Origin of the sequence: Brevibacterium sp. SMBL_HHYL_HB1 (genome assembly GCF_018208375.1) — a bacterium.
Lineage (GTDB): Bacteria > Actinomycetota > Actinomycetes > Actinomycetales > Brevibacteriaceae > Brevibacterium > Brevibacterium intestinavium.
In genome coordinates this window covers 113,063-135,415 of sequence record NZ_CP062936.1, presented here as the reverse complement: position 1 = coordinate 135,415, position 22,353 = coordinate 113,063, and the positions used below count along the sequence as shown (strand labels likewise).

General features: G+C 67.1%; 23 protein-coding genes. 8 read left to right on the top strand and 15 right to left on the bottom strand.

Annotated elements, in window-relative coordinates:
* The first annotated feature begins 91 nt into the window (after positions 1 to 91).
* Positions 92 to 691, top strand: a complete 600-nt coding sequence (locus IG171_RS00635; protein WP_212129064.1) for a hypothetical protein — start codon at positions 92 to 94, stop codon at positions 689 to 691.
* A gap of 157 nt (positions 692 to 848) precedes the next feature.
* Here IG171_RS00635 and IG171_RS00630 read toward each other — a convergent pair whose 3' ends face one another.
* The 3 genes from IG171_RS00630 to IG171_RS00620 form a co-directional block, all read right to left on the bottom strand.
* A complete protein-coding gene (locus tag IG171_RS00630) occupies positions 849 to 1,061 on the bottom strand; it encodes an RNA-binding S4 domain-containing protein (protein ID WP_212129063.1) in 213 nt (70 codons plus the stop codon).
* The gene (locus IG171_RS00625) at positions 1,061 to 1,888 is read right to left on the bottom strand and encodes a hypothetical protein (RefSeq protein ID WP_212129062.1); all 828 of its coding nucleotides are present in this window, start codon (positions 1,886 to 1,888) and stop codon (positions 1,061 to 1,063) included. The genes IG171_RS00630 and IG171_RS00625 overlap by 1 nt, the downstream gene beginning before the upstream one ends.
* A gap of 101 nt (positions 1,889 to 1,989) precedes the next feature.
* Positions 1,990 to 2,739 (bottom strand): sulfite exporter TauE/SafE family protein, encoded by a 750-nt coding sequence (locus tag IG171_RS00620; RefSeq protein WP_212129059.1) that lies wholly within the window; start codon positions 2,737 to 2,739, stop codon positions 1,990 to 1,992.
* 159 nt (positions 2,740 to 2,898) lie between these two features.
* Here IG171_RS00620 and IG171_RS00615 point away from each other — a divergent pair, with 159 nt between their 5' ends.
* Positions 2,899 to 3,582 (top strand): DUF1707 domain-containing protein, encoded by a 684-nt coding sequence (locus IG171_RS00615; RefSeq protein WP_249203899.1) that lies wholly within the window; start codon positions 2,899 to 2,901, stop codon positions 3,580 to 3,582.
* Positions 3,583 to 3,804: 222 nt separating this feature from the next.
* On the opposite strand, the gene IG171_RS00610 is transcribed toward IG171_RS00615, so the two are convergent.
* From IG171_RS00610 to IG171_RS00585, 6 genes are all read right to left on the bottom strand, one after another.
* On the bottom strand, positions 3,805 to 4,188 hold the full coding sequence (locus tag IG171_RS00610; protein ID WP_212129055.1) for a hypothetical protein: 384 nt from the start codon (positions 4,186 to 4,188) through the stop codon (positions 3,805 to 3,807).
* 186 nt (positions 4,189 to 4,374) lie between these two features.
* Positions 4,375 to 6,018, bottom strand: coding sequence for a chaperonin GroEL (groL, locus tag IG171_RS00605; protein WP_212129053.1), 1,644 nt, complete (start codon positions 6,016 to 6,018; stop codon positions 4,375 to 4,377).
* A 656-nt stretch (positions 6,019 to 6,674) separates the two neighbouring features.
* Positions 6,675 to 6,878, bottom strand: coding sequence for a cold-shock protein (locus IG171_RS00600; RefSeq protein ID WP_212129051.1), 204 nt, complete (start codon positions 6,876 to 6,878; stop codon positions 6,675 to 6,677).
* A gap of 385 nt (positions 6,879 to 7,263) precedes the next feature.
* Positions 7,264 to 7,857, bottom strand: a complete 594-nt coding sequence (locus IG171_RS00595) for a LytR C-terminal domain-containing protein (RefSeq protein ID WP_212129049.1) — start codon at positions 7,855 to 7,857, stop codon at positions 7,264 to 7,266.
* 2 nt (positions 7,858 to 7,859) lie between these two features.
* Positions 7,860 to 8,126: a DUF3263 domain-containing protein gene (locus IG171_RS00590; protein ID WP_212129048.1), complete on the bottom strand. Its 267-nt coding sequence runs from the start codon at positions 8,124 to 8,126 to the stop codon at positions 7,860 to 7,862.
* 226 nt (positions 8,127 to 8,352) lie between these two features.
* Complete coding sequence (locus IG171_RS00585; RefSeq protein WP_212129046.1) at positions 8,353 to 9,819, bottom strand: aldehyde dehydrogenase family protein; 1,467 nt, start codon at positions 9,817 to 9,819, stop codon at positions 8,353 to 8,355.
* Between the two features lie 147 nt (positions 9,820 to 9,966).
* Here IG171_RS00585 and IG171_RS00580 point away from each other — a divergent pair, with 147 nt between their 5' ends.
* On the top strand, positions 9,967 to 10,668 hold the full coding sequence (locus IG171_RS00580; protein WP_212129044.1) for a uracil-DNA glycosylase: 702 nt from the start codon (positions 9,967 to 9,969) through the stop codon (positions 10,666 to 10,668).
* A 49-nt stretch (positions 10,669 to 10,717) separates the two neighbouring features.
* Here the strand turns inward: IG171_RS00580 and IG171_RS00575 are convergent, their stop codons facing one another.
* Positions 10,718 to 12,646, bottom strand: a complete 1,929-nt coding sequence (locus IG171_RS00575) for a threonine/serine exporter family protein (protein ID WP_212129042.1) — start codon at positions 12,644 to 12,646, stop codon at positions 10,718 to 10,720.
* Positions 12,643 to 13,923: an amidohydrolase gene (locus tag IG171_RS00570; protein WP_212129040.1), complete on the bottom strand. Its 1,281-nt coding sequence runs from the start codon at positions 13,921 to 13,923 to the stop codon at positions 12,643 to 12,645. The genes IG171_RS00575 and IG171_RS00570 overlap by 4 nt, the downstream gene beginning before the upstream one ends.
* Positions 13,924 to 14,214: 291 nt before the next feature.
* On the opposite strand from IG171_RS00570, the gene IG171_RS00565 reads away from it, so the two are divergent.
* Both IG171_RS00565 and IG171_RS00560 read left to right on the top strand, forming a co-directional pair.
* The gene (locus IG171_RS00565) at positions 14,215 to 15,102 is read left to right on the top strand and encodes an SGNH/GDSL hydrolase family protein (protein WP_212129038.1); all 888 of its coding nucleotides are present in this window, start codon (positions 14,215 to 14,217) and stop codon (positions 15,100 to 15,102) included.
* Positions 15,092 to 15,907 carry an alpha/beta hydrolase gene (locus IG171_RS00560; RefSeq protein ID WP_212129036.1) on the top strand — a complete coding sequence of 272 codons (816 nt, stop codon included), beginning with the start codon at positions 15,092 to 15,094 and terminating at the stop codon, positions 15,905 to 15,907. Before IG171_RS00565 ends, IG171_RS00560 begins: the two co-directional genes overlap by 11 nt.
* Before the next feature lie 137 nt (positions 15,908 to 16,044).
* Here the strand turns inward: IG171_RS00560 and IG171_RS00555 are convergent, their stop codons facing one another.
* From IG171_RS00555 to IG171_RS00545, 3 genes are all read right to left on the bottom strand, one after another.
* Positions 16,045 to 16,941: a tryptophan 2,3-dioxygenase family protein gene (locus IG171_RS00555; protein ID WP_212129034.1), complete on the bottom strand. Its 897-nt coding sequence runs from the start codon at positions 16,939 to 16,941 to the stop codon at positions 16,045 to 16,047.
* Between the two features lie 61 nt (positions 16,942 to 17,002).
* On the bottom strand, positions 17,003 to 17,431 hold the full coding sequence (locus IG171_RS00550) for a protealysin inhibitor emfourin (protein ID WP_212129032.1): 429 nt from the start codon (positions 17,429 to 17,431) through the stop codon (positions 17,003 to 17,005).
* Positions 17,428 to 18,552, bottom strand: a complete 1,125-nt coding sequence (locus IG171_RS00545) for a M4 family metallopeptidase (protein ID WP_212129030.1) — start codon at positions 18,550 to 18,552, stop codon at positions 17,428 to 17,430. Before IG171_RS00545 ends, IG171_RS00550 begins: the two co-directional genes overlap by 4 nt.
* A 127-nt stretch (positions 18,553 to 18,679) precedes the next feature.
* Here IG171_RS00545 and IG171_RS00540 point away from each other — a divergent pair, with 127 nt between their 5' ends.
* Positions 18,680 to 19,288, top strand: coding sequence for a helix-turn-helix domain-containing protein (locus tag IG171_RS00540; protein WP_212129028.1), 609 nt, complete (start codon positions 18,680 to 18,682; stop codon positions 19,286 to 19,288).
* On the top strand, positions 19,285 to 19,566 hold the full coding sequence (locus tag IG171_RS00535; RefSeq protein ID WP_212129026.1) for a hypothetical protein: 282 nt from the start codon (positions 19,285 to 19,287) through the stop codon (positions 19,564 to 19,566). The genes IG171_RS00540 and IG171_RS00535 overlap by 4 nt, the downstream gene beginning before the upstream one ends.
* A gap of 160 nt (positions 19,567 to 19,726) precedes the next feature.
* Here the strand turns inward: IG171_RS00535 and IG171_RS00530 are convergent, their stop codons facing one another.
* Positions 19,727 to 20,980, bottom strand: coding sequence for a low temperature requirement protein A (locus tag IG171_RS00530; protein WP_249203897.1), 1,254 nt, complete (start codon positions 20,978 to 20,980; stop codon positions 19,727 to 19,729).
* Positions 20,981 to 21,064: 84 nt separating this feature from the next.
* Here IG171_RS00530 and IG171_RS00525 point away from each other — a divergent pair, with 84 nt between their 5' ends.
* On the top strand, positions 21,065 to 22,345 hold the full coding sequence (locus tag IG171_RS00525; protein WP_212129024.1) for an MFS transporter: 1,281 nt from the start codon (positions 21,065 to 21,067) through the stop codon (positions 22,343 to 22,345).
* Positions 22,346 to 22,353: the final 8 nt, after the last annotated feature.

Sequence of the window (22,353 nt, the reverse complement as noted above, 5' to 3'; positions counted from 1 at the left end):
CGATTCCGCCGCATGAGCGCTCGAGACCGCGTCCGCCGGGCCGGCCCGATCACCGCACCATCCCGACCGCACCACCCCGACTAGGAGTTCCATGGGTTTCTTCGACGCACTGCTCGGCCGGACCAAACCGAAGCGAGCCAACCTCGACGACCTCTTCGCCCTGCCCCCTGCGGCGCTGACCCTGCAGGCGGCCACCGGCTTCACCCCGACCGGTGTCGGCGCCGTGGCTTTCCGGCAGGTCGAAGGGGCCGCGTTCCAGTCCGCGGAGTCCGAGAGCGTCGCCCTCATCAGCTCCGATCCGTCCGCCTCGGTGCGGCAGGAGAACGACGGCTACGGATTCACCTGGCAGGTCGTCGCCGACGCCAACGCCGAGGTGGTCAACCTCGTGACGAACATCCACGCCGTGAACTCGGCGCTGGTCAGCCAGGGCTTCGACACGATGCTGCTGTGCACCACCGTGTACTTCGTCCACCCCGACGGTCGCCGCATGGCCCTGGTCTACCAGTACAAACGCGGTACGTTCTATCCCTTCGTGCAGTCCGGACCGAAGCAGCGGGACAACCCCCTGGAGATCCAGGTCAAGGGCGTTCTGTCCAATGAGCTGCCGTTCGAGGACGACACCTCGAACTGGTCGGCTCTGTGGGACGCTCCCGGCATGAACGACACCCCGGGCGCACCCGAACTGCAGTAGGAGCAGCATCACTGGAGTCCGCCACAGCAGCGGCTCACGCGCACAGATCGACGCACGCAGACAGACTTGAGGGCGTCCCCGCGGGGACGCCCTCAAGTCTGTCGTATCGGAGTCGAACCGGTGGTCGGAGTCGAGCCGATGGCTGGACCGGTGACGGCTACTCCGTGGCCACCTCGATGGCCTCGCCGAGGGTTTCGACCCTGTCTCCGGGACGGATCGTCGCACCGCGACGGGTCTCGACCTCGCCGTTGACGGTGACCTCACCGTCGGCGATCAGGTCTTTGGCCATGGCACCGTGTTCGGCCACTCCGTGGAGTTTGAGCAGCTGGCCGAGCTTGATCGACTCGCCGCGGATCTCGATCGTGTCCATCAGAAGATGTCTCCGATGTCGAATCCGCCGCCGTCGCCGCCGAACAGGCCGCCGCCGTCTCCGCCGTCGCCGCCGAACAGGCCACCGCCGTCACCACCGGCGTCGCCCATGTCTCCGCCGCCCATATCGCCTCCGTAGGCGCTGTCCCAGCCGCCGCCCATGCCGCCGAACATCATCGCGCCCATGAGGACGCCGGGCAGCAGGCCGGAGCCGGCATAGGAGTTGAAGTAGCCGCGATTGTATTCGGCGTAGGCCGGGCCGGCCTCCCAGTAGGCGCGTCGGGTGCGTCCGTCACCGGTGACGACCTTGCGCACGGCCGGTTCGGCGCCGACGGCCACGCGTTCGGCATCGGCGGCGCACACGGGCACGGGGCGCAGCTGCCCGCCGACCGGGGCCCAGTCGATGTCTTCGACCGAGGGGCCGTGCTGGGGGTTGAAGAAGCAGGGCGGACGACGCACGGGCAGAGGTCTGCCCTCGACGCGGGCGCGCACGCACTTCGCGGCGTAGCGACCGTCTTCGAGCGCCTCGGTGACGTTGCGGATATCGGAGGGTTCGTCGACCTTCTCGAGCGTCTCCTTCGCGACGTCGTAGGAGTCCAGAGCCTGCTTGTAGTCCTGGGCGCCTCCGGTGTCGAGTTCGACTCCAGCGGTGATGACATCGAGTTCGGCGACCTCTTCGCCGAACGAGGTGACGTCCTCCTCGGCGGTCTTCTTCACCTGCTGCAGTTCGGCGGCGAGAAGCTCCCGCTGACGTTGTTTCTCCTTGCGATGGCCGATGAAGAAAACGGCCCCGAGCACAATGAGCAGCAACAGAAATACTTCAGTCACGATCCATGCCTCCCCGGCTGACTATGTCCTCGAACAGTATGCCCGACAAAACTGACAGACGTCTGAGCCTGTGCCCCACAACTGCTCAGTTCTCAGCCTCCTCAGACCAGTGCCACAGCCCCCTTGATCAGCGCCGCGATTCCCCCGCCGAACGCGAGGACGAGCATTCCGCCCCGAGCGATCCCGACGTCGATGCGCCGCGACAGCCAGTCCCCACCGATGAGACCCGCCGCGAGAACGAGAGCCAGACCGATCCACGTGCCGATCTGCAGGTGCGGCCAGGCCCCGCCGTTGACGATCACCTTCATCACCACCGCCGAGACGGTCCCGGCGACGAGGAACGGCTGCAGGGTGGCTGCGAAGGACCGCTGCTGCCAGTTCGTCAGCACCGCGTAGGCGCTGACCGCCGGTCCCCCGGCGCCCGCGGCCGCCGACATCGCTCCCGAGAGCAGCCCGGTGCCCAGTCGGGTGCCGAGGTTCGCCGGGATGTGACGGCCGAGCCGGCCGAGGGTCAGCGAGCTGATGAGCGAGACGACGATCAGCGCACCGATGAGGATCTGCAGCGGTGGTGTGGGCAGTCGGGAGGCGATGAGGGCGCCGGGGACCGTGCCGATCACCGCGCCGAGGGCCAGCTGTCGGAACGACGGCCATTCCACCTCGGCGAAGGTGCGGACGAAGACCGAGGATGCGGCGACGATGCCGCAGATGTTGACGAGGATGACACCGCTGAACGGATCGAGGAGGAGGACGAGGAAGGGGCCGCTGACCAGCCCGAACCCCATGCCGGTGACTCTCTGCGACAGAGCTCCGAGGAACACGGCGAAGAGGATGAGCACGACCACGGGTTCCACCCGGCCGAGTCTAGTCCAGCGCTCTCCAACACTTCACTCAGGCACTTCCGCTGCGGCGGGGTTAGAGTATTCAATATGAACGCTCGTCCCCTCTGGTCGCGTTTCAGCGCAGATCCTCGATCATATGGGCAGGTCCGAGCCTCCGACGCCGATCGTGCGGTGGTCAGCGACGTGCTCTCCGAGGCGTATGCTCTCGGACAGCTCGATGTCGCGGAATTCGACGAACGCACCGAGGCGGCCAGCAAGCTCAAGACCTTGGGCGAGATCCCCGAGCTCATCGACGATCTGGTGCTCACCGATCCGGCGGAGGTCGAACCCGGCCAACTGGGCGAGGCGGAGCGGGCACAGGCTCTGGCCCGCCTCGAGGACGATCGGGTGCCGATCACTCCGGAGCAGATCGACGCCGCCGCGCGCAAGTACTACCGGGACCGTGTGCGCCGCTCCATTCTCGGCATGATCGCCGGCCCGGCCGGCTTCACCCTCGCCATCTGGGCGTTCACCTCGTTCGCCAGCGGTCAGTTCATCTTCTTCTGGCCGATCTTCGTCATCCTGCCGATGCTCTTCGGCGGAATCACTCGCATCGCTCACAAGGACGAGATCATTCGCAATCGCAAACGGGAGCTGACGACCCGGGCGCGGGCCCACCTCGGCGATGCCGATGCCAAACGCGAACTCGAGCAGGAAGACCGCTCCGCCGAGGACTTCGAATCCGATCTGGGCCGCGGGCTGCAGCCGCCGCACCCGCCCATGCCGCCCTATTCGCCGGGGCAGATCTCACGCCGGGACGAGCAGCGCAGGCGGCGCAGCGGCCGCCGCCACCATCGCGACAATCCCTGGGACTGACTGCCCGGAGCGGCACGCGCGGGCCCGATCGCAGAGGGACTGCACCGGCACCGCACGGACGAGCCGGCTCAGGAACGGGCCGGTTGCCGGGGTCGGGCCGACTCAGGGACGGGCCGGCTGCCGAGGGCGGACCGGCTCAGGGACGGGCCAGCTGTCGGGGGCGGACCCACTCAGGGACGGGCCGGCTGCCGGGGCCGGGCCGGCCGCCGGGGCCGAGTCGACTCAGGTCTGGAAGATCCGGATCTGGCCGAAGGCCTGCGCCTTGTGCGTGGTGAACCACATCGTGTGCGAGAAGTGGCGGGGGTCCTCCCCGTCCGCTGACTGCTGCCAATGACCCCAGGCCGCGGCGGCCTTGCCGTGGGTGATCGCGGCCTCGAGGTGACCGAAGGCCGGTGCCTGGGCCGACAGGCTCACCAGAGCATCGAGGACCTGTGCAGCTCCGGTGTGCGTGCTGGCTCCGTCGGCGCTGACGATCTGGAGCACGCAGTCATCGGCGACCACCTCGGCGAGGGCCGAACGATCACCGTTGAACAGGTTCTGCTCGAACCGGGCGACGAAGAGATTCTTCGGACTGTTTCCGCAGGAATCGGTTCCCGTGAAGCTCATGACGATCAGCGTAGCCGGATATGCGCCGGTGCCGCCAGACCCCCGTCGAACCGCAAGTCTGCGTGTGGACGGGCCCGGGCACGACCGCGGATGGGTCCGGTGCGGGCCCGCCGGGGAGCGGATATGAGAAGAGCCGTGCCGGCACCCTTGCGGGCACCGGCACGGCTCTTCGAGCAGCAGGAGCTATCAGAAGCCCATGCCGCCCATTCCACCCATGCCGTCCATGCCGGCAGCTGCGTCTGCACCTGCTGCGGCCTTTTCAGGCTTGTCGGCGACGACCGACTCGGTGGTGAGGAACAGACCGGCGATCGAGGCGGCGTTCTGCAGAGCAGAGCGGGTCACCTTGACCGGGTCGTTGATGCCTGCAGCCAGCAGATCCTCGTACCCGCCGGTGACGGCGTTGAGGCCGAATCCGGGCTCGAGGTTGGCGACCTTGTCGGCAACCACACCGGCTTCGAGGCCGGCGTTCGTGGCGATCTGCTTCAGCGGGGCTTCGACGGCGACCTTGACGATGTTGGCGCCGGTTGCTTCGTCACCCTCGAGTGCGAGGTCGGCGAAGGCAGCCTTGCCCGCCTGGATCAGGGAGACGCCGCCACCGGCGACGATTCCCTCTTCCACGGCAGCCTTGGCGTTGCGCACGGCATCTTCGATGCGGTGCTTGGTTTCCTTGAGCTCAACCTCGGTGGCGGCTCCGGCCTTGATGACTGCAACACCGCCGGCCAGCTTGGCCAGACGCTCCTGCAGCTTCTCACGGTCGTAGTCGGAGTCCGAGTTCTCGATCTCGGCGCGGATCTGTGCGACCCGTCCGGCGATCTCCTCGGCGTCTCCCGCGCCTTCGACGATGGTGGTCTCGTCCTTGGTGATGACGACCTTGCGGGCGGTGCCCAGCAGATCGGTGGTCACGCTGTCGAGCTTGAGCCCGACTTCCTCGGACACGACCTGGCCACCGGTGAGGATGGCGATGTCGGCCAGCTGCGCCTTGCGGCGGTCGCCGAATCCCGGAGCCTTGACGGCCACGGACTTGAAGGTGCCCTTGAGCTTGTTGAGCACCAGGACGGCCAGGGCTTCGCCCTCGACGTCTTCGGCGATGATAAACAGCGGCTTGTTCGACTGCTGCACCTTCTCGAGGACGGGCAGCAGTTCCTGCACGTTCGAGATCTTGGAGTTGACGATGAGGATGTAGGGATCCTCAAGGACAGCTTCCTGGCGATCGGTGTCGGTGACGAAGTAACCGGAGATGTAGCCCTTGTCGAAGCGCATACCCTCGGTCAGTTCGAGCTCGAGTCCGAAGGTGTTGGACTCCTCAACGGTGACGACGCCTTCCTTGCCGACCTTGTCGATGGACTCAGCGATCAGTTCACCGATGGCGGCATCTCCGGCGGAGATGCCGGCAGTGGCGGCGATCTGTTCCTTGGTCTCGATCTCGATGGCGTTCTTCAGCAGGACATCGGTGACAGCCTCGACGGCCTTCTCGATGCCGCGCTTGAGGCCGAGCGGATCAGCACCGGCTGCCACGTTGCGCAGGCCTTCGCGCACGAGGGCCTGAGCGAGCACGGTAGCGGTGGTGGTTCCATCGCCTGCGACGTCGTCAGTCTTCTTGGCGACCTCCTTGACGAGTTCGGCGCCGATCTTCTCGTAGGCGTCCTCGAGTTCGATCTCCTTGGCAATGGAGACGCCATCGTTCGTGATGGTCGGTGCTCCCCACTGCTTTTCGAGCACGACATTGCGACCGCGGGGTCCAAGGGTCACCTTGACCGCGTCCGCGAGCTGGTTGAGACCAGCCTCGAGTCCCCGACGAGCTTCTTCGTCGAATGCAATCATCTTTGCCATAGCGGCTTAGATCCTCCCTGATGGAGTGGACTGGGTAACCAGAGCAGTCGTCAACGCCCGCGACGGCAGAGAGTGAGCCCATATGTCCCATTCCACATAAGGGCCACGCTCTCGAGACGGCTGGTGGGAACCCATCGGTTTTCACCAGTACTAGATTTAGCACTCTCACCATGCGAGTGCAAATATTCGTCACCTGCGGTCACGAGCCCCGCGGAGCGCGACGGGGCACTCACCGGGTACTCACCGGGTGCCGGAGGCCGGCCGGATCTGCGGCTTCTCGAACAGGTTCCGCGGATTCTCGGGGCGCGAGAGAGCCAGCACCATCGACACGATGACCGGTTCGGCGTCACCACCTCGGCAGTTCGGCCCATTGTGAACGCCCCTGCTGCCTCAGCGTCCCGACTCCCGGTGCTCGTCGTCGAGAGCTCGGTCTGCGACCGACAGCCCTGGTTGCATACGGGGCTGCCTGTCGCAGAGCGAGCTGTCGGCGAAACTTCCGCCAAGAAGCCCGCCTCGGACAGCTGAAAAGCGCCGAGCAGTTGCCTGCTCGGCGCTTTCCCCGTGCAACCGGATGCCGATGGAACCGGCGCCCGCCCACAGCGGATCAGAAGACTGTGCTGACAGCGATCATTCTGAGATTCTTACAGCAGTCAGTCTCAGAGGAGGGTGACGGACTCCGCCTGAGGACCCTTTTGTCCTTCTCCAACTTCGAACTCAACCTGCTGGCCCTCTTCGAGAGAGCGGTAGCCGTCCATCTGGATTGCGCTCCAGTGAACGAACACGTCCTGGTTTTCGCCTTCGAGGGTGATGAATCCGTAGCCCTTTTCAGCGTTGAACCACTTGACGGTACCTTGTGCCATTACTTCTCCATACAGTGCAGTGCCATTGAAATCCCGCATCTCAGCCGCGATCAGACGACCGCATCTGGTATGCGAAAGCTAGTAAAACTCAACCGACCCCGCGACTTCTCTCATTGACCTCGGGAGAATAATCTCGGTGAAGCACGAACAGAACACAAGGCGCTGTGCTTGCCTAGCTGGGTGCAACTCTACCGCAGGCGCGCACCCCACTTCGGGCCGCACAGGACTGTTATCGATTCGTTAACTTTGGCTTTTCGCCCTGTTGACAGCGGGAACCGACGAGAAGGAATCCGACCAAACGGTCAGAAAGTCGCGTCCCTGACCCGGGTACTCGCCGAGGCGGCCCACCGTCCGCGTCCCTGACCCGGGTACTCGCCGAGGAAGCTCAGCCGTTCGCGTCGCCGGTTTCCTCGGACTCCGCACCTTCGCTGGGTTCGGGCCCGCGGTCGGCGATGTCCGAGCAGATCACCACGGTGATGTCGGCGTCGAAGTCCTCGGAAGCCTCGGTGGCCGAGACCCCCAGCGACTCGGCCACGAGCTTCGCCTGGGCGGCGTTGTCCTCACCCTGGTAGTAGACGGTCGAGTCCGTGAGGTTCGTCGAGTAGTTGCCGACCTGCCCGAGCGTCCAGCCCTTCTCCTCGACGGCCTCGGAGAAGTTCTTCGCTGCCCCGGCGACACCGGAGCCGTTGAGGACGTCGACGGTGATCGAGTCGTCGGCGACGCTGACTTCGCTCTCACTCGGCGAGGGCTCGGCCGAGGTCGACTCAGAGGCCTCAGAGGCCGGCGGGTCGGCGATCTTCGATTCGGGGTTGCCCATCGACGAGAAGATGATGTTGATGGCGGCCACGACGAGCAGGACCGCGACCAGCGCGAGCACGATGACCAGTGAGATGGCGCCGATGTTCGACGACGCGGCGGACTCCTGTCGATGGGCGCCGCTGCGCCGGCCGGGCTCGATCTCGTCGAATTCGTCAGTCATGTCTACCTCGAGACGCGGGCTTGGGCGCGCTCACTCTGCCGCGTGCTGCGGATTCGGCGAAGGCGCTTGACCAGCATCGGATCGCTGGCCAGAGCTGCAGGGTTGTCCAGAAGCGAGTTCAGTATCTGGAAGTAGCTGGTGGCCGACATGTCGAAGCGCTCACGGATCGCGTGATCCTTGGCACCGCCGTATTTCCACCACCGCCGCTCGAACTCCAGAACGGCCACCTCGAGCTCGCTCAGTTCTGAGGTGTCGTTGTTCGGCGGCATAGAGAGTGTGCTCCTTCGAGAGATGACTGGACTTCTATATTATCGCTCGATCGACGGGACCGAAATTTTCGGCGCGCCGCCCGGCCTGTGAGCTCGCTCGCGGCCGGGCGGCGCGCCGGCCGAGAACGGTGTCACCCCGCCGCACGGCATCGGATCGATGACCGCTGCGACGGGGTGATTCGCGGACCGGCACCGAGGCGGCTCAGCCCCGGGAACTCGCGCCGGCTCAGCGGATGCGGATGTTGACCTGCTTGATCTGGGTGAAGCCTTCGAGCATGCCTTCCAGAGACGCCTCACGACCGAAGCCGGAGGTCTTCATGCCGCCGTAGGACTGGCCGGCCAGCTGTCCGCCGCCCTGGTTGACCTGCACCCAGCCGGACTCGATGCGGTTGGCCACGGTCAGAGCCGCGTCGACGTCCTTGGTGAAGACGAAGGCCGCGAGACCGAAGTCGGAATCGTTGGCCATGTCGATGACCTCGTCGATGTCCTTCCACGGAATCACGGACAGGACGGGACCGAAGATCTCCTCACGGCTGGTCTGCCAGTCGTTCTTCGCCTTCGAGAAGATGACGGGAGCATGGTAGAAGCCGGGCTCGCCGACTTCGAGGGAGTCGGAGCCGTCGTAGGCGATCTCCACTCCGTCCATCGACTTGCCGAGCTCGATGTAGCTGGCCACCTGGTCGTACTGCTTCTTGTTGATGATGCAGCCGATGTCGGTGGACTCATCGCGTGGGTCGCCGACCTTCATCTTCGATACGGCGTCGACGAGCTTGCCCAGGAAGTCGTCGTAGATGTCCTCGTGGAGGAACAGTCGCGAACCCATGGTGCACGACTGTCCCTGACGGGCGAAGCGCGTCGACAGCAGCACCTGCTCGAGGGTGTCGTCGTCGTTGGAGTCCGGGAAGATGATGTTCGGGCTCTTGCCTCCGAGCTCCATCGACGAGTGCGCGAGACGGCCGCCGGCCACCTCGGCGACATGCCGGCCGACGCTGGTCGAACCGGTGAACGAGACCTTGTCGACGTCCGGGTGGACGTTGAGCGCCTCACCGATGACCGAGCCCTTGCCGGTGACGACGTTGAGCACGCCGGCAGGCAGGATGTCGGCGATGACCTCGGCCATCTTGAGGATCGTCAGCGGAGCGTCCTCGGCGCATTTGAGGACGATGGTGTTGCCGGCGGCGAGCGCGGCAGGGGTCTTGAAGGCCGCGATCATCAGCGGCGAGTTCCACGGCAGGATGCCGGCCACAACGCCCAGCGGCTCCCGCTTGGTGTACTGCAGCTGCTTGTCCCCGGCCGGCAGGGTGTTGCCCTTGACCTCACCGGCGACGCCGCCCATGTAGCGGAACAGATCGGCCAGGACGATCGTCTCCGGGCGGGCCTGGGTGCGGATCGCGTTTCCGGTGTCGATCGCGGTCAGCTGGGCCAGCTCCTCGGAGGCGGCGTCGAGCGCGTCGGCGCAGGCGACCAGCTTCTTCTGGCGCTCCTTGAACGGCAGGGCCGCCCATTCGGGGAAGGCATTCCGTGCGGCCTGGACGGCGCGGTCGGCGTCGGCCTCCTTGCCGTTGGGCACGGTGGCGATGACGACGTTGCGGTCGATGGGCGTGATGACGTCGGCGGTGTCACCGTCAGCGGCGCCGACCCACTGGCCACCGATGAGCATCTTCCAGTTCTTGGCCTCGGGGAATTCCGACATTGCGGTCCTTTCGTTCGACGATGAACTCCTTCAGGCCGAGCATAACGCGTGCCGTCTGCGGGCAGAACACCGGTTCGATAGGCGATCGTGCACACCCGATCTGCGCTATGTGCACACTCGAGTCCGCACTTCACTAGACTCGCCTGCATGACGTCGAGACCTCCGATGACCGAGATCATGTCCCCCGATTGGGCTCAGGCCCTGACCGGAGTGGAAGAGCGCATCCATGCGGTGGGCGATTTCCTCCGTGAAGAGCTCGCCGCCGGACGCGAGTACCTGCCCGCCGGAGGCTCCGTCTTCCGCGCCTTCTCCGAGCCGCTGGCTGGGGTGAAGGTCCTCATCGTCGGTCAGGACCCATATCCGACGCCGGGCCACCCCATCGGGCTGTCCTTCGCCGTCGATCCGAATGTCAGGCCGCTGCCGAGGTCGCTGGGCAACATCTACAAGGAGCTCGAGGCCGACCTCGGCGTCCCTCCGGCCGCGCACGGGGATCTGCGCGCCTGGTCGCGGCAGGGAGTCATGCTGCTCAACCGGGTCCTGACTGTCGCTCCGGGGCAGCCGGCCTCCCATCGCGGCAAGGGCTGGGAGGAGATCACGGAGCGGGCGATCACCGCGCTGATCGAACGGGATCAGCCCTTGGTCGCGATCCTCTGGGGCCGGGACGCCCGCAGTCTCGCTCCCCTGCTGAGGTCGGGCGTCGCCGAGGTGGCCATCATCGAATCCCCGCATCCCTCGCCGCTGTCGGCCAGCCGCGGATTCTTCGGCTCCCGCCCGTTCTCACGCACCAACGATCTGCTCGCTCAGAAGGGTATCGCACCCATCGACTGGGTCCTGCCCGCGCAGGACTGACTCCGGCACCGAGGCCGGCGTCCAGCACCCGCCGCCGGCGTGGGAGACCTCAGGACTGCGTCTGCCCCGGCCCGGTCTGGGGGTTCGCGGCCGAAGAGCCCGTCTGGGGGTTCGCTGCCGAAGAGCCCGACTGGGGATTCGCGGCCGAAGAGCCCGTCTGGGGATTCGCTGCCGAGGCGCCCGTCTGGGGCTTCGCGGAGGTGGACTGGACGGAGTCGATCACGGCCGTCGTCGACTCTGCGCTGCGGACCGATTCGACGGTCTCCTCTGCCGAGCTGCGGCCCTTGAGATTCTTCAGGTTCTTCAACGGCAGCGCCAGATAGCTGCCGAGCACCGCGCCGACGGCCAGGGCCGCGTTCGCCAGGATCGCGGTGAACAGCGAGGACAGTCCCACAGCGAAGGAGACGTTCTCGGATTCCGAGGCGATCTGGTAGACGGCGGTGAAGATCGACAGTCCCTGCAGCAGTGTGTAGATGCCGGGGATCATGAGCACGACGGCCGGCGCACCGAGGCGCAGGGCCAGCGGCCGCGACAGGAACCCGGTGACGGTCGAGGCGAGCAGACTGGCGAGCACATTGTCGATCTGCAGCAGCGTCAGCGACATCATCGTGATGTGCGAGGCCAGGCCGACCAGCGCGGCCGGCAGGATGAAGCGCCGCCTGGCCGACATCGCCACGGCTCCGGACATCGACACGACGGCGGCCGCCACCATCGACAGGATCGCCGTGACCACATGGGGACTCGTCTTCGGCACGAGCACATCGATATGGCTGAGCCCGATCGCCTGCCCGCACACGATGCCCAGCGCGATGCCGGAGACGATGCCGGCCAGAGTCATGAACACCCCGACCACCCGTCCGGCGGCCGTGAGCGGGAAGTTCGTCAGCGCATCCTGAACGGCCGAATACAGTGATTGCGTCGGCAGCAGCAGGACGATGCCGGCGGCGACGAGGTACTGCGGTGAGGCGATGATGCCGAAGTCGCCGGCGATCGTGGCGATCAGCGTCGCCGAGGCGGCCTGCAGCGCCGTGATGAAGAACGACGGCAGGTGCGTGCGTCCGAGGAACTTGCCGACCTGGAAGATGAGGATGGCCATGACGATGCCCAGGGGGACCGCGACCGGTCCTCCCCCGAGCAGCAGGACGAGGGCGCCGACCATGACTCCCCAGGCGCCGGTGGTGAACCATTGCGGGAACGGTCGGCGCTGGGAGCGGATCGCGTCGAGACGGTTGCGTGCCTCGTGGAATTCGATGCGCCCCTCGACGAGGTCGGTGACGAGCTTGTGCACCGAGGCCAGCTTCGCATAGTGCGTGGACTCGCCGCGGTTGACTCGCATCACGGTCAGCAGTCGGCCATCGGAGGTCGAATAGTGCACGACGAGGGTGTTCGAGGTCAGATCCACCTCGACGGTGGACAGTCCGCAGGCGGTGCAGGCGGCGATGACCGAGACCTCGACGTCCCGGGTGCCGGCGCCTGCGCGCATCGTCATCGCCGCGATGTCGGCGGCGAGGTCGAGGACCATCCTCGCCTCGTCCTCGCTCGGTTCGGTGGCCTGCACCGGCGCCTGGTAGGGGGTGCCCTTGAGCGCGGTGACGATCGGCACGGGCTGAGTGTTCGCGGTGGTGCCCGAGACGAGTTTGCCGACGGTGCGACGGGCGACGCGCTGGGCGATCCGCTCAGAGGCGCCGCGGTGGTCGGTGCGCGGCTTCGACCGTCCGCCGTGCCGTGAGGGTTTCGCCGCCTTCGCGGCCGCGGCCTTCGCGACGTCCTCGGGCTGGGTTTCGGCCGGAGTCTCCCTCAGTTCGGCCAGGCGCTGCTGACGAGTGCGTTCGAGCATCTCGCGCAGTGCCTGGGACCCGACCTCCGGGTTGCCGGCGGCTTCCGGGGCAGGCGACGAACCGTGGACGGGGCCGGACGCGGTCGGTTCCTCGACCGGCACCTCGGCGGTGGTGGCGTCTTCGAGATTCTCTTCGCTCACGGCTCGCTGATGAGTGTCGGGCCGTGTGGATCGGCGATGTCCGCGGTTCCTGTCTCGGCGTCGAAGTCGAAGACCCGGCGGCCGGAGACGAAGACCGTCTCGGCGCGCGAGTCGAGGTCGAGCGGGTCAGTGGACCAGATGACGATATCGGCGTCGCGGCCGACGGCCAAGGAGCCGAGACGGTCCTCGAGTCCGAAGATCGCGGCCGGGTTGATGGTCAGGGCCTCGATCGCGACGATCGGGTCGAGGCCCTCCTTGACGGCCAGCGACGCCTCGTGGATGAGGAAGTTGATCGGGATGACCGGGTGGTCGGTGGTCAGGGCGATGCGGACACCGGCCTGGGCCAGGACTGCGGCCGTGGCCAGGGTGCGATCGCGCAGTTCGACCTTCGAGCGCGTGGTCATCAGAGGCCCGAGGATGACGTCGATGCCCTTCGCGGCGATGTAGTCGGCGATCTTATGGCCTTCGGTGCCGTGGTTGATGACCAGGCGGTATCCGAATTCCTCGGCCAGGCGGATGGCCGTGGCGATGTCGTCGGCGCGGTGGCAGTGCTGGTCCCATGCGAGCTTGCCGTCGAGGACGTCGGCCAGGGTCTCCTTGACCAGGTCACGGTCGAACGGGGTGCCCTCGGCCTCGGCGTGGGCGCGTTTGGCCTGGTAGTTCCGGGCGTCGACGAAGGCGTCGCGGGCGATCTTCGCGGTGCCCATCCTCGTCGAGGGGGTGGTGGACTTCTCCCCGTAGACGCGCTTCGGGTTCTCGCCGAGGGCGGACTTCACGGACAGGTCCTCGGTCACGAGCATCTCGTCGACGATCCGGCCCCAGGTCTTGACGAAGGCGGTGCGTCCGCCGATGGGATTGCCGGATCCGGGTTTGATCAGCGCCGAGGTGACTCCCCCGCGCAGCGCGTCCTTGAACCCGAGATCGGTGGGGTCGATCCCGTCGACCGCGCGCAGTCCGGCCCCGTTGGGATCGGTCATCTCATTCGTGTCGTCTCCCGACCAGCCCTCACCGTCCTCATGCACGCCGAGGTGGCCGTGGGCTTCGATGAAGCCGGGCAGGACCCAGCGTCCGCCGGCGTCGATGATCTCGGTGTCGGGGGCCAGGTTCGCAGTCTCGACGGCGCCGGTGACGAGCTCGGCGATGCGGCCGTCCCTGACGATGAGCGAGCCCGATTCGATCGCCTCGGCACGGTTCCCGTTCGCATCGGCCACAGGCACGATCCGTGCGTTGGTGATCACGAGATCTGTGGGTGCGGGGACCGGAACCGAACGGTACATTGTGCTCCTAGCGAGGTGGTCGGCGACGACGACTGGCTGCGCAGACGAGTCTACGCCACGTGATGTTTCGACCGGATTGCCACGCCGTCCCTCACCGCGTCCTGCAGCCGGGCCTACCAGCCGGGACGGTCGGATCCGCCGGCTGGGACGTCGGGCCCGCCTGTTGGAGCGGTCGGGTCTGCCGGCCGCGGCAGTCCGCTGCCGACCATTGTCGCAGTCTCGGCTCAGATGGTTCGTGTCAGCGCCTGAGTATAGTCTGGGAGAGCCGCCGAAGAGAGAGAAGGAGCCCTGATGCTCGAGACCATCACCTCATACGTCGCTGTCGGAGACTCGTTCAGCGAGGGGCTGATGGATCCCGATCCGCATGGGGAGGACCGCTACCGCGGTTGGGCCGACCGTCTGGCTCTCATGCTCACGGAGTCGGTTGTGGGCAGCCCGGATGTCTCCTATGCCAATCTCGCGATCCGCGGTCGCCTGCTCGACCGCATCATCGACGAACAGATTCCCCGCGCGCTGGAGATCCGACCCGATCTGGTCAGCCTCTGCGCCGGAGGCAATGACTGCCTGCGGCCGAAGGCCGATATCGATGCCTTGGCCGGGAAGTTCGAACGTGCCGTGATCGCGCTGCGCGAGGCCGGCATCGAGGTGCTCATGTGCAACGGCTTCGACACCGAGTTCAGTTCGCCGCTCATCCGCGCGGTCCGCCCCCGCGTCGGCGTCTACAACGCCCATCTGTGGTCGATCGCGCAGCGGCACGGCTGCCATATGGTCGACCTGTGGGGGCTGCGTTCGCTCTATGCCGGTGAGATGTGGGCCGACGACCGCATCCATCTCTCCCCCAAAGGCCACCACCTCGTGGCCGAACAGGCGCTGGCCACGCTCGAAAGCGGCCAGTCCCTGCCGGTCGAGGGCTTCGGCGTCCCGGCCCGCCCGACCCGTGCGATCCGTGAGGTCATGAGCGAGGAGTCCCGCTGGGCCAAGCAGTACCTGGCGCCCTGGGTCGGACGGCGGCTGCGCGGGGAGTCCTCGGGCGACCGACTCGACCCGAAGCTGCCCGAACTCACGCGCGTCCGCGATCTCGTCGAACGCGCCGACGCGGCCGAGGTCGTCGAGGCGGCCGACGCCGCCGGCACCGCTGAGGACACCGGAGCATCGGGAGCGTCCAGTCATGAGCACTGAGGCCGAGCGCATCGGCGCACTCGCCGCTGCCGGGGCGCGCCTGGCCGCAGTCGGCGCGAAACCGCCTGCGGGTGAGGCCGGAACCGCCGCGGGCGTGCCGGTGTTCCGTCATGACTACGGCGACTCCCCCGATCAGTTCGTCGAGGTCTACGGTGACCCGGCGACCGCCTCGGCGACGGTGGTCTTCGTCCACGGCGGCTACTTCCGTCCCCGCACGGACCTCAGCCATGCCCGCCCCCTGGCCGTGTCCCTGGCCGAGTCCGGGGTGCTCGTGGCCCTCGTGGAATATCGTCGGGCCGGCGGGCAACCACACGCGCTCGACGACGTCACCGCAGCCATCGCCTCGGTCCGGGCCGAACTGCCCGGTTGGGGCCTCGGTCGGCGGGCGCAGGAGAACCTCATCGTGTCCGGGCATTCGGCCGGCGGCTGCCTCGTGCTCGGCTGGGCCAGTCACCTGCCCGAGGAGGGACCGCGGATCCGGCTGCGACCGCTGGCACCGGTGACCGACCTCCTGCGCGAGGTGGCAGGCGGCCTCGCCGACGGAGCGGTGCTGGACTATATGGGCAAGACTCCCGAGGACGATCTGACGGCCTATCTGCGTCATGATCCGCGATCGCGGGCGGCACTCATCCCGGCCCGGGTCGAGGTGCTGTCGATCCACGGGGATGCCGATGGCATCGTCGATATCGGGTTCTCCCGCGTCTTCCCCGCTGCCCGCACCGAGCTGCCGGGGGCCGACCATGCCGATGTCATCGACCCCGAGTCCCCGTATTCTGCGCGGATCAGACAGCTCATCCTCGGCTGAGGTGCGCGCCCGAGCCTGCTGTGTCGCATGCGCGACGGTGCCGCGCGGGTCGCGGTCCGCATGTGCGCCCGAGCCTGCTGCGCTGCGGTGCCGCTGCCCGGAGGCCTGGGGGCTCGTTCAGAGGCGTGGGACCCGTTTCAGATGCCCTCGGGGCTGATGCCCGGCCCGTTCTCGATGCCGGTGCGGATGTCGAAGAGTTCGGGGAAGAAGGTCAGGTCGAGTGCCTTCTGGAGGAATCCGACTCCGCTCGAGCCGCCGGTGCCGCGTTTCATGCCGATGATCCGCTGGACCGTGCGCATGTGCCGGAAGCGCCAGAACTGGAAGTTCTCCTCGAGGTCGACCAGCTCTTCGCAGCTTTCGTATTCCTGCCAGTACTTCTGCGGGTTCTCGTAGATGATCCGGAAGGTCTCCAGCAGCTCCTCGTCGAAGGTGTGGGCGACGCTGAAGTCGCGATCGAGCAGCCGGGCGGGCACCGGGAGTCCGCGGCGGGCCAGGCAGGCGAGGAACTCGTCGTAGATGCTCGGCTCGTTGAGATACTGCTCGAGCCGGTCACGGGCCTCGGGCTCACCGTCGAAGACGGGAAGCATCGCTCTGTTCTTGTTGCCCAGCAGGAACTCCACGGCCCGGTACTGCCAGGACTGGAACCCCGAAGCCCGTCCCAGATGGTCGCGGAACCCGACGTACTCACTGGGGGTCAGCGTGGCCAGCACCGACCACTGCTCGGTCAGGGTCTTCTGGATGTGCTTGACGCGTGCGATGCGTTTGAGCGAGGTCTGCAGCTCGTCCTCAGCGATGAGTCGTCTGGCGTCGAGGAGTTCATGGATGACGAGCCGGAACCACAGCTCCGTGGTCTGATGTTGGATGATGAACAGCATCTCGTCGTGGTGCTCGGGCCTGCTGACGGGGTGCTGGGCACCGAGCAGCCGGTCGAGGTCGAGGTAGGACCCGTAGGTCATGGTCTCTTTGAGGTCCGTGTGGATCTCCTCTTCGAGATCGCGTTCGTTCTTCTCCGCAGTCGTTCTGTTCTCGGTCATGGGCTCCAGCCTAAAGGCATGCGGCGAAGGCACCGACGCGCTTCGGGTCCGCCGACGGGGTTCATCCGCGCCCGGGGCGGCGTCTTCGCGCTTCGGGACTGTGCCGGACATCGTCGACGAGTCGCTTCCATTCCTGCGGCATTCGCGCCTCACCGAAGCGGACCCTGCCGTACCGGCTCTCGATGAGGTACTCGAAGCGATCGGCCCCGCCACCGCCGTCGGCGCTGTCGGCCCCGCCGGTGCGCGCGGCCGCGGAGTCATCGGCGTCGGCCTGGGACCACGGCAGCTCGGCCACCTGTCGGCCGAGCTCGTCGCGGTCAGCGCTGGAGTCGATGTCGAGCTCCCATGCCATGAGCATCCCGCCGACCCCGCCGGAGCGTTCGACGACCACCCGCCCGTAGCCGTCCGTGCCGCCGCACCGCCCAGCCTGTTCGCACGCCTGTCCGTCCTGGTCGGGCTCCTGCCTGGGCCCGGGCCTTTCGTCGCTCACCAGCTGCTCCCGTGATTCCCTCGGCCCGAGCTGCCGTGCGAGATCCCCACGGCCTCCCACCCGGAGACGACGGCGTCGTGGACGTCGGATCCCCTCCCGAACTGTTCGGCCGCCTCGGCGATGGTCAGTTCCGCGAACTCGGCGAAGTCGGTGCGCGTCGTGATCGCATCACCGGTGAGCACCCCGTACCAGACCGGTCCGCAGCTCGCCCAGGACGGACCGCCGACGGCGGTGGCGGCGAGCGCGAACGCACGGTTGGGGATTCCCGAGTTGAGGTGGACGCCGCCGTTGTCGGATTCGGTGGTGACGAAGTCGTCCATGTGGCTCGGCTGCGGATCTTTGCCGAGGACATCGTCGTCATAGGCGGTGCCGGGTTCGATCATCGAGCGCAGGGCGCGGCCGGTCACCTCGGCGGTGAAGATCCCGGCGCCGATCAGCCAGTCGGCGTCCTCGGCGTTCTGCCCGGCCGCATGCTGCTCGGTCAGGGCTCCGAAGACATCGGCGCAGTGTTCGTTGAGCGCTCCCGGCTGGCCGGAGTACTCGAGATCGGCGGTGTGGTTGATGACTCCGTGGGACAGTTCGTGGCCGATGATCGACACGGACCCGGTGAAGCCGGTGAATACCTCGTCGTCGCCGTCGCCGAAGACCATCAGCCGCCCGTCGAAGAACGCGTTGTCGTAGTCCGTGCCGTAGTGGACGCTGGCCATCAGCGGCATTCCCCGACCGTCGAGGGAGTCGCGTGAGAAGACCTCGGAGAACAGGGCGTAGGACGCGCCGAGACCGTCATAGGCCTCATTGACCGCTTCGTCGGCGACGGGTTCGTCGCCCTCGGAGCGCACGAGCTCGCCGGGCAGGACCTCGGTGTTCTGGGCATCGTGGATGAGACGCTCGAGCCCGGCGGTCGCAGCGGCACCGACCGCCGATGGTGCCGCCTGAGCGGATTCGTTCTTGCCGAGATCGGCGCGAGGGGTGTAGCGCAGGCCGGCACGGCGCAGGTCCCGGCTGCTGTCGTCGGACATCCGGCAGTTGCGGGCGGCCGCGGCGGCCCGGGGGAAGCGCTGGGTCGCGCGCTCGGCGATCGTATCGAGCAGATAGGGCGGAACGACGAAGTGTGCACTCATGACTCCAGCGTCCCATGTTCGACCGCGAACTTGTAGGGCAGAACCTTCGTCGCCGAGACAGAGGCCGCGCCGACACAGACGCAAAGAAACTCTTGCAAAGCTTTCTTTGCAAGTGTATCTTTGCATCATGAGCGAGGAAATCACCCCGAACGGCGTGCGCGAGATCGATGCCTCGGCCCTCAAGGGCCTGGCCCATCCCCTGCGGATGGCGATCTACGATGCGCTGACGAATCACGGACCGCAGACGGCGACGAGCCTGGCCAAGCGCCTCGGCGAATCCTCCGGCTCGACGAGCTACCACCTGCGCCAGCTGGCGCGTCATCACCTCATCCGTGAGGTCGCAGGTGAGAGCGGCGGTCGGCAGAAGTGGTGGGAGAGGATTCCCGGCGCCGTGCGAGTCCCGGGCCCCGAACGCGAACTCGACCCCTCGACACGGACCGCCTCTCACTACGTCAACCGAGAGCTCGTCCGCAATATGTCCCGCGCGTTCGAGGACTTCGTCGACGCCGCCTATGACGAGAAGCGGATACCGCTCGAATGGGTCGAAGCCTCCGCCAGCGATACGAGCAATCTGCACCTGACCAAGGAGCAGCTGGCCGAGATCGCCGCCGAATACGAGAAGACCACCATGGCCTTCATCGACAAGTACCGCGGACGCAGCGACCCCGGCTCCCGTCCGGTGCAGATCCAGTTCAATGCCTTCCCCCTGATCGATGGAGAGGAAACCCCGTCATGAGCACGCTCACCGCCCCCATCCGCCCTCCCCTGGCCGAGCACCGCCGCATCATCGAACGCACGATCACCGTGACCAGGGAGCTCGTCGTCGACAGCGGACACGACACGACGACGGAGGTCACCGGCATCGACCGGCTCGTGCTGCGGCTGGCCCTGTGGCTGATCGAACGCCGCCGCGTCCGCGCTCTGCGGCCCCGAGTCGATTCCGGCGAGATGTCCCGCCGGGTCGACGCCGCCAAGCAGCGCCACATCGACCGCTACCACGGCCTGCCGTTCTGACCGGCGCCCTCAGCCGGCTCCGGGCCCCGGTCCCGCAACGGCCCCGTTCCCGCACCGGCCCATCCCGCGTCGGGCCCGTTCCCGCACCGGCCCATCCCGCGTCGGGCCCGTTCCCGCACCGGCCGATCCCGCAACGGTCCCGTTCCCGCATCGGGCCCCCTCAGCCCGCTCCGTGTCCTGCTTCGGGGCCGCTCATCCGGCGGCCAAGCCGCTCACCCGGCGGCCGCCTCGGCGGGGAAGCGCCGTCCGTGGCCTTCGGCGAGAAGACGATGAGGGTGATGACGATGATGACCATGAAGAAGGTCGTGAGGAACGTGGGGACCGGAATGATGGGGTCGAGGAGGACGAGGACGGAGGCGGTCGGAACGATCGCATTCACCGCGCCGCCGGCATTGGCCCGGATCGCCAGCAGCCAGACGCCCAGGACGAACACGGCGATCGGGACCGAGACCGTGAAGGTCGCCAGCACCGGATCGAGCGCGCTGCGCCCCAGCTGCGAGTCGACCTCGATGCCCACCCCGGCCGAGAACGCACCCGCGGCGGCGAAGATGAAGTAGTGGCCATAGCCGTACTTGATCGATCCCCGCAGACCCGAGATCGCGCGGTGGTGCGGCGGCCAGAAGTAGATCCACCACATCGCGGCGGTGACGATGAGGCTGAGCACGCCGAGTGAGATGAGCGGAATGAGATCGACGACATCGGACAGCGCCCCGAACACCGCGTTCGCCGAGGCCAGGAGGCTCTCGCCGAGGACGATGATCGTGAAGCAGCCATAGCGGTCGGTGATGTGCTCGGGGTGCCAGGGCGTCGTTCCCCTGGATTCGGCGAAGATCGGGATCGAGAGCTCCAAGCCGACGAGGACGATGAAGGCCGCCGCCTGGGCGACGGGTGCGTCGATGAGCAGCCACAGGAGCCACAGCACCTGTGCGAGGCCGATCCCGCAGGCGTAGGCGATCGTCGCCGCCCGCTGCTCAGGAGCGGCCTTGGCCGCGCGCAGCCACTGCACGATCATGATCACGCGCATGAGCACGTATCCGCTGACGATGAATGTGAAGTCCTTGTCCGAGAACGCGGGAGCGATCCCGGCGGCGAGGATGAGCACCCCGCCCATCTGCACGATCGTGAGCACCCGGTAGAGCCAGTCATCGGTGTCGAACGAGGTCGCGAACCACGTGAAGTTCATCCACGCCCACCAGATCGCGAAGAAGATCATCAGATACGTGGCCAGCCCCTCACCGAGGCGGCCGGCGGTGACCGTCTCATGCAGGGTCGTGGCCGCGATGCTCACGGCGATGACGAAGACGAGGTCGAAGAACAGCTCGAGCGAGCTGGCTGCCCGACCGCTCTCCTCGGGATCGCGCGGGCGCATCGGGACGAGTCGGAATCTGTTCGGTCTCACTTCTGCGCTGCTCACATCGGCTCCTCGGCCGGAACGGGGAAAATTGCTGGGAACAGTCTAGACAGTCTGAGCGCCTCGGCCGCCGATTAGACTGACGGCGTGCTCAAACCCATCCTGTGGCCGGTCCTCATACCGTTCCTGCTCTTCGCCATCGGCTTGGGCTCGATCATGCCGGTCCTCGTCCTCGGCGCGCTCTCCCTCGGCTCGACCCAGGCGTTCGCCGCGGCCATCGTCGGCATCATGGGCGCCGTGTCCCTGGCGGCCACGGTGCCGGCCGGGATCCTCATCGACCGCCTCGGCGACTTCCGGGCCATGTTCGTGGCCACGGCCGCGGCCGTCATCGTCCTCGGCGCCATCATCACAGCCTTCATCTGGGACTCACCGTATTCGCTGGCCGTCTACACGATCGCACTCATGGTCTTCGGCCCGGTCTCGGATGTGTGGAGCCTGGCCCGACAGGCCGTGGTCGCCGAGGTGATGCCAGCGGCCGATCTCGCGAAGGCGATGACCGCGCTCGGCGGCACTCAGCGGGTGGGCAACCTCCTCGGTCCGATGATCGGGGCCGGGCTCATGCTCGTCTTCCCCATCTGGTCGGTGTTCGCCCTCGCCGGCCTCGCCGCCATCGCCGCGATCGTCATCATGGCCCTGCCCATTGCGAGGATCCCCGGGTTCGACGACCGTCAGCAGCGCGCCGAGGCGGCTCACCCTCCCGCTGCGGCAGGCGGCCGAGGACCGAAATCGGGCCGGGACCGGCGCCCGCCGCTGGACGTGCACTGGAGATCGGTCGTCCTCGTGGGCATCACGATCATCACGCTCGCCGCCGCCCGTGCCGCCCAGCCCGTGGTCATCCAGCTGTGGGGCGTCGAGATCGGGCTGCACAAGTCCTCGATCTCCCTGGTCATCGCCTTCGGCGCGGGACTCGAGCTCATCGTCATGTTCCTCGGCGCCTACATCAAGGACCACCTCGGCCGGATCGCGACCCTCGTCGCCTGCCTGACGATCTTCGGCTCCGGATTCATCATCATGCGCACCCTGCCGGAGCTGTCCGGGATGGTCATCGCCGCGGCCGTGATGGCCTTCGGCAACGGGCTGGGCGCGGGAGTGAACATGACGATCGGGGCCGATCTGTCACCGGCGGTCGGCCGCCCGCGCTTCCTCGGCATCTGGGCGATCTTCAACAACGGCGGCAAGCTCGGCGGTCCGACTCTGCTCTCGCTCATCATCACCGTGACGAGTCTGCCCTTCGGCGTGCTGTTCCCCGGACTGCTCGCCCTCGCCGGCGCGGTCTGGATCCTCGTCTGGGCCAGTGCGATCGACCTGCCCGGTCGCCGGGGCCGCCTCAGCCCGCGCCGACGTTCCGGGAAGCCGCCGAAGGACTAGGCTGGACG